Raw genomic sequence first — 7425 nt, 5'->3', positions numbered from 1 at the left:
CGTTGCCAGCTGTGAGGTCACCCCAATGTACAGCGTGCCGTTCCGTTTGCTGGCCAGGATGTAAACGCAGAACTGCTTGTCCATAGCGCCAAACGCCAGACTGGATTCCCGCTTTCGCGGGAATGACGGCCCGCTTTCCCGGGAATGACGGCCATAACACCGAACCACGTTACCCACAAATTTGTCGCGCACCCCCAGCGGGTCGATGGAATCGAGAGGGCCGGCCGGCTTCGCCGCATCGGCGACTGGCCGCTTATGCCGGCACGGCGTGCAAGCGTTCGTCTAGAGGAATGTCGTCGTAGTCGGTGCCCGGGCGTACCAGCTGGAGGGCGTCAAAGAGTTGCTGCGGGTTGACCGGCTTTGGCAGATAGCCGTCCATACCCGCCGCCAGGCAGCGTCCTTCATCGCCCTTCATGGCGTGCGCCGTCATCGCGATAATGGGCTGGTGCTTGCCGGTGATGACTTCTTGTTGGCGGATAGCCTGCGTGGCTTCAAAGCCGTCCATCTCCGGCATCTGCACGTCCATCAACACCAAGTCGAAGTGGGCGTCGCCCAAAGCCGACAGCGCCTCACGGCCATCGTTGGCCACGACCACCGTGTGTCCACGTTTTTCCAACAGGCGGACGACGAGTTTCTGGTTCACGATATTGTCTTCGGCCAGCAGTATGCGCAGCGGCGGCTCGTGGTGAGAGTGGTCGGCCTGCGGATGCGGCAATGCCAGTGCCGCCGGTGCTCCGAGTACGAGCAGGATGGTTTCCAACAACTCCGTCTGCTTGATGGGCTTGGTCAGGTAGGCTGCCACCCCCAGAGCGCGGCAGCGCGCGGCGTCGCCCGCCAAGTCGGCTGACGATAGCATCATAATGGTGGCGCCGGTGAGTTCGGGGTCCGCCTTGATCTGCTCGGCCACCTGGAAGCCGTCCATCTCCGGCATCTGCGCGTCGAGCAACACCAGCGGAAAGGGTTGTCCGAGCCGGACCGCGCGCTTGAGTTCCGCCAGCGCCGTGATGCCGCGGTCGGTCAGCGTCGGACGCATGTGCCACCGGCCGAGCATCTCGTACAGGATGCGGCGATTGATGGCATGGTCGTCGACGACCAGCACGGGCAGTCCGCGCAAGATAGCCGGCGGAGCCACTGTCGCCGGTGCGGGGGCTTCGCCCGCCAGGCCGCACCAAACGGTGAAGTGGAACGTGCTACCGGCACCGACTTCGCTCTCGGCCCAGATGCGCCCGCCCATGAGCACGACCAGCCGAGCTGATATCGACAGGCCTAAGCCGGTACCGCCGAACCTGCGCGTCATCGAGCCGTCCGCCTGCTCGAACGGGTGGAAGATCGCTTCGAGCTTGGCCGCCGGTATGCCGATACCGGTGTCACGAACGGTGAAATGGAGCAGCACCTGGGATTGCGGGCCGGCGGCCAGCTCTTCACTCTCGACTTCAACCACCACCTCACCGCGGGCGGTGAACTTGATGGCGTTGCCGAGAAGATTGACCAATACCTGGCGCAGCCGCCCGGCGTCGCCCACCAGCGCGTCCGGCACTTCGGAGCCGATGTAGCAGGCGAGCTCGAGCCCTTTGGCTGCCGCCCGCACCGCCAGCGTCTTCAAGGTATCGCCGACGCTGTCGCGCAGGGTGAAGGTCTCTTCCTCCAAGGTCAACTTCCCGGCTTCCACCTTGGAGAAGTCGAGCACGTCGTTGATCACCGTCAGCAACGAATCGGCCGAGGACTTGACCATGTCGAGGTACTCGCGCTGCTCGCCGGAGAGGTCGGTGTTGAGAGTCAGTTCGGTCATACCGATGATGCCGTTCATCGGGGTGCGGATTTCGTGGCTCATGTTGGCGAGGAACTCGCTCTTGGCGCGGTTGGCCATCTCGGCTGTCGCTTTCGCGTTTTGCAACTCCACCTCGGCGCGTACGCGCTGGGTGACATCGCGGAACAGCCAGCGCACGGCGACCGGTTTGCCGCGCTCGAAGGCGCAGTCGGCGCTGCCTTCGACCATGATGGTGGCGCCGCTCTTGGTGACAAAAGCGGCGCGCACCGCGCCGATCTTCTCGCCCGCCATGACGCGGCGGAACAAGTCGAGGCTGGCGGCGCGACTGCCGGGGTGCAGGATGTCGCCGAACGACAAGGCGGGAAGCTCGCCAGTGCCGTAACCCAGCGCTTCACGCCAGGCTCGGTTAACATACGCCAGCGCGCCGTCGGGCAGGACGCACTGGATGAGGTCGTTGGCATTCTCGACCACCTCGGCGTAGCCGTGTAACTCGATGGTGCGCTCGTCGATCTGGGCGCGGTGGCGCTCGAACTGGTAGGCCACTGCTATCGAGGCGATGAGCGCAAGGACGACCTGCATGGCGGTTACCGATTGCACCCCGATGAGGGTGAGACTGCCGTTCAGAGTGAAGACGGCCCACAAGAAGGCGCAGATCGAGATCACCACCAGCAGCAGCTGCGAGCGTACCCCCCAGGGCAGCAGTGCCGCTGCGCCCACGCCGATGAGCACGTAGGCAAACGGCACGGTCGATAGGTCGTGGTCCACAATTGCCGAGCCACTGGCCTGGATGGCGCAGAGGATGACAACCAGCCGAGCGATCAAAACGGCGTGCTCGCGATATTGGCGATAGTGCAGCACCCAGAGCCCAACTGCACAGACGCCCACAAGATCGAGCATCTGCAGATACAAGATCTGGAACCGGAAGCCGACGTGGATGAGCCGCTCGACAGCGAACAGAGCGTTGCCGAGGATCATGATCCACATCCCCACCCGCAGGCGCTCGACGAGGAGAGAACGGCTCTTCTCGATCGTCGCCTTGCGAGTCTCGGCGGACACGGGCAGGAGCATTTTCTGGTCCAGCCGCTGCGAACGCAGGGCTGCTGGGCGTGGTGTAATGAAGCGCATGAGAACCGCTGGCGGCCTCTCATAGGCAGCCGCCCCTGCACATACAGCAGGCGACATGCCGATGCAGATCAGGCTTGGCTACGCCCGCTTAGGGAGTTGCAAGCGCGCTCGGGTGCTACGAGAAGTAGCAATACGGGCCGAATGCGCAAAACAATGACGCTCTGGCCGAGCGTTTAGTGGCTCTCGCGCCAGGGATCCCAATCGCCGCGTAGTTCGGGTAGGCGGTCGGGATCACCGAGCACTTCGCCCGCGGCCACACGGCGCATCAGGTTGGTCTGCAAGATGCTCGCTGCGGTCAGCACGCCGCCGCGCAGCACTTGGCCGATGCCGTGCCCGGAGGGGGTGCTGGCGCCGGCGAGATAAAGCCCGGCTATCTCCGTCTCCGGCCCGAGGCGCATCGGCCCCATTTGGTCGGTGGCGAACTCGATCCCGTACGAGGTGCCGCCGGTCGAGAGGGTGAAGCGCTCCTGCGTCACCGGCGTGGCCGCCTCGCGCCAATCGATGTGTGCGCGCAGGCCGGGCACGATTCGTTCGGCGGTGTTGAGCAGCCGCTCGGACAGCGCGTGCTTGCGCCGCCGGTATTCCGCCTCGCGGTGGTAAGAGCCGCCGGCGGCCGGGCCGGTGCTGACGCCCCAGAGCGCGTAATCGCTCGGCACCAGCGTCATGATCTGCACGTTACTGTATCCGGGCGGCGCCAGGCGCGGGTTGCCAGGGTCCTTCAACGAGGCCACGGTGACGTAGGCGAAGTCTTCGTCAGGCATGCGGCCGCTTTCGAGCACCTCGTAGATGTGCTCGATGTCGTAGCTGCCCCAGAGCAGATAGTTGGTGTTACGCAGCCCCTGGGCGGCAAGGTCGGTGTTCAAGCCGAGATAGACCACGAACAGCGGCAACGACATGCGGAAGGCGTTGACGCGCTCGACGATCTCCGGCGAGAAGTGCTGCGCGCCGACCAGCTGCAGCACCGTGCGCTTGAGGTCGGCATTCGAGACCACGATCGACGCATCGATCTCGGCGCCGGTCTTGGCCAAGGTAACTCCGGCGACCCGGCCGTTTTCGACACGCACTTGTCCGACCCGCGCGCGGGTGCGCACCTCACCGCCGTAGGCCCGAATGGCTTCGACCAGCCGGGCGGCGATTACTTGTCCGCCGCCGGCGGGATAGAAGGCACCGCGCATGTAGTGGTCGGTCAAGCCGGCGGCCAGCACCGTCGGCGTCCGCGACGGCCGCACCGCGTAGTCGCCTTGTTCGCCGAGCAAGACCGCGCGCGCTGGCAGCGAGAGCTTGTATTCATCGAAGAGGTCGGTAACCGGGCGCAAACCCCAGTTCATCAGCTCCGGGCTCGACACGGCGACCTCGGCCATCGACGTCTCCCCGCCCAAGAGCCGGCGGCCGCTGTCGGACACCTGGCGAAAGATGTCGATCACCTTGCCCAAAGGTTCCGCCTCGCGGGGAAAGGTCTCCAGCAAGCGGGCGCGGTAGCGATCCCAACCGACCGGGATGCGAAATTGGAAGTCGGGGAAGATCAGCGTGGTGTAGCCATCGACATCGAGCGGGCGAAAGGCGACGCGCTCGGCCAAGCCGAGGCCGCGCAGGACGCGGGTGATCGAGCCTTCTGGGCCGCATTCACCGATGTAGTGGACGCCGACGTCGAATTCGTACTGCCGCCCGTGGTAGCGGCGGCGAAAGGTCTGCGAATTGCCCCCGGCAACGTAGTGGGCTTCGAGCACCAGTGTGCGCTTGCCCGCCGCGCACAGATAGGCGGCACAGGCGAGCCCACCCAGGCCCGAGCCGATCACGATCGCATCCCACTGTTCCCGCTGGCCGCTCATTGCGTCACCTCCGCCGCTTGACGCGCACCGGCCTGGTCGAGCGGCGGCCGGCGTGCGTGGAAGATCAGCCGTCTAGCATCACGCGGCCGGCGAACCAAGGCGTGCAAGCGCTGCGGCGCTGCGGGCCGATGACGGGCGCGTGGCGGTCCAGAGCGACACGGTCAGCGTGTCGTGGCCGTGGCTGCCGGCCGCTTCGAGATGGCGGACGCTCAGGCCGCCCAGGCCGGCGGCCTTGCACCAACGGGTCATCTGCTGGTCGGCGAAGCCCAGGCGGCGGTGGGCGTGCTCGGTGCGCAGGAACTCCAGGTTGTGCGGGGCGAAGTCGACCAACAGCAAGCGGCCGCCGGGCCGCAGCAAGCGCGCCGCTTCTTTCAACGCCGCCGCCGGGTTGTCGAGGAAGTGCAGCACGTGATGGATGGTGACCAGGTCGGCCGAGGCCGAAGGCAACGGCGCGTTGTAGACGCTGCCGCTGCGCACCTGGCAGTTGGTGATGCCGCGGGCGTCGAGCTTGGCGCGCGCGATCGTGAGCATCTCGTGACTCTGGTCGATACCGATGCCGCGGCGCACTCGCGCGGCGAACACTTCGAGCACCCGGCCGGTACCGGTGCCGAGGTCGACCAGCTCGCCGAGTTCGCCGCTGCCGGCGGCCTCCAGCATGGCGCGTTCGACCGCGGCCTCACCGACGTAGAGGCCGCGGATGCGGTCCCAACAGGCGGCATTGTCGCGGAAGTAGGCGGCGGCGCGGGCGCTGCGCTCGTGCCGCACCTTGTCGAGCTGTGCCAGATCCCGCGCGATCTTGGGGTCGTCTGCGGGCAGCAAGCCCAACAGCGTGCGTGTCAGGTACGCGCTCTCACCCTCCTCCGCCAGACGGTAGAAGACCCACGAGCCCTCGGGGAAGCGGTCGAGTAGGCCGGCGTCACATAACAACTTGAGGTGGCGGCTCACTCGGGGCTGGCTCTGGTGCAGCACCCGCGTCAACTCGCTCACCGTCAGCTCGCCCCGCGCCAGCAGCGCCAGCAGCCGCAAGCGCGTCGGCTCGGCCGCCGCCTTGAGCCCGGCCAGCAGCGCATCCATACCGCCCCGGGTTGCGCCAGGACTCAGTAACGATAGTGCTCGGGCTTGTACGGTCCTTGCGGATCGATGCCGAGGTAGCCCGCCTGCTCCGCGCTGAGCCGGGTCAGGGTGGCCCCGATCCGTTTCAGGTGCAGACGCGCCACTTGCTCATCGAGCTGCTTGGGGAGCACGTAGACCTTCTTCTCGTACTTGCCCGAGTGCTGCCACAGCTCCATCTGCGCCAGCACCTGGTTGGTGAAGGAATTGGACATCACGAAGCTGGGGTGACCGGTGGCGCAGCCGAGGTTCACCAGCCGCCCTTCGGCCAGCAAGATGATGCGCTTGTCGTCGGGGAAGATCACGTGATCCACCTGGGGCTTGATGTTCTCCCAGCGGTATTGCTTAAGGCTGGCGACATCGATCTCGCTGTCGAAGTGGCCGATGTTGCAAACGATGGCCTGATTTTTCATCCGGGCCATGTGGTCGTGACTGATCACGCGGCAATTGCCGGTGGCGGTCACGAAGATGTCGCCGGCGGCGGCGGCCTCGTCCATCGTCACCACGCGGTAGCCTTCCATCGCCGCTTGCAGCGCGCAGATCGGATCGATCTCAGTGACCCAGACCGTGGCGCCGAGGCCGCGCAGGGACTGCGCGCAGCCCTTGCCGACATCGCCGTAGCCGCACACCACCGCGATCTTGCCGGCGATCATCACGTCGGTGGCCCGCTTGATGCCGTCCACCAGCGATTCGCGGCAGCCATAGAGATTGTCGAACTTGCTCTTGGTGACCGAGTCATTGACGTTGATGGCGGGGAACGGCAGCTCGCCGTCCTTCTCCATGCGGTAGAGCCGGTGCACGCCGGTGGTGGTCTCCTCGGTGACGCCGCGGATGTTCTTCAGGATCTTCGAGTACCAGCCCGGCTGGGTAGCGAGCCGGCGGCGGATCGAGCCGAACAAGACCTGCTCCTCCTCGCTGTGAGGATTATCGAGGACGGCGGGATTGTGCTCCGCCTTGGCCCCCAGGATCACCAGCAGTGTGGCATCGCCGCCGTCATCGAGGATCATGTTGGGCGTAGCGCCGTCGCTCCATTCCAGGATGCGGTGGGTAAAGGCCCAGTACTCTTCCAGGCTCTCGCCCTTGTAAGCGAACACCGGAATGCCGCGATCGGCGATTGCCGCCGCGGCGTGGTCCTGGGTGGAGAAGATGTTGCACGAGGCCCAGCGCACGCCGGCGCCGAGCGCCGCCAGTGTCTCGATCAGCACCGCGGTCTGGATGGTCATGTGGAGCGAGCCGGCAATGCGCGCGCCCTTGAGCGGCTGCTGCGCGGCGTACTCCTCGCGCAAAGCCATCAGGCCCGGCATTTCGGTCTCGGCGATGGCGATCTCCTTGCGGCCCCAGCCGGCCAAGCCGAGATCGGCGACGTGGAAGTCCGGTTTCAGCTGCGTGACGATTTGCGTGGCCATGCTTGCGCCCTCCTCCGGTGCGTTATCGAGATGCACGTATAACGATGTCCTTATGTCCTGTCAATGGCGGATTGCGGCCCTGACGGGCGGGGGGTGTGCGACAAATCCGTGGGTAACGTGCAGCCGACCGGGCAAATCCTCACCAGTCTGACAGTACTGTGTACTGTCAGGCCGAGGGCCATGGCCG

The 7425-nt window shown here is 65.8% G+C and carries 4 protein-coding genes; all 4 read right to left on the bottom strand.

Annotated features, from left to right (window positions below; all coding sequences use genetic code 11):
* Window positions 1-253: 253 nt before the first annotated feature.
* The 4 genes from HY699_04530 to HY699_04515 all read right to left on the bottom strand — a co-directional run bounded on the left by HY699_04530 (window position 254) and on the right by HY699_04515 (window position 7238).
* Window positions 254-2824 (bottom strand): response regulator, encoded by a 2571-nt coding sequence (locus HY699_04530; protein ID MBI4515067.1) that lies wholly within the window; start codon window positions 2822-2824, stop codon window positions 254-256.
* A 242-nt stretch (window positions 2825-3066) separates the two neighbouring features.
* On the bottom strand, window positions 3067-4722 hold the full coding sequence (locus HY699_04525) for an NAD(P)/FAD-dependent oxidoreductase (protein MBI4515066.1): 1656 nt from the start codon (window positions 4720-4722) through the stop codon (window positions 3067-3069).
* Between the two features lie 78 nt (window positions 4723-4800).
* Window positions 4801-5796 carry a metalloregulator ArsR/SmtB family transcription factor gene (locus HY699_04520; GenBank protein ID MBI4515065.1) on the bottom strand — a complete coding sequence of 332 codons (996 nt, stop codon included), beginning with the start codon at window positions 5794-5796 and terminating at the stop codon, window positions 4801-4803.
* A gap of 23 nt (window positions 5797-5819) precedes the next feature.
* Entirely contained in the window at window positions 5820-7238 is a 1419-nt protein-coding gene (locus HY699_04515) for an adenosylhomocysteinase (GenBank protein ID MBI4515064.1), read from the bottom strand.
* Between the last annotated feature and the right edge of the window lie 187 nt (window positions 7239-7425).

It is taken from the genome of Deltaproteobacteria bacterium, from assembly GCA_016210005.1.
Taxonomy (GTDB): Bacteria; Desulfobacterota; Binatia; order HRBIN30; family JACQVA1; genus JACQVA1.
Note: the sequence above shows the minus strand (reverse complement) of the source record. Positions and strands in the feature narration are given on the sequence as shown.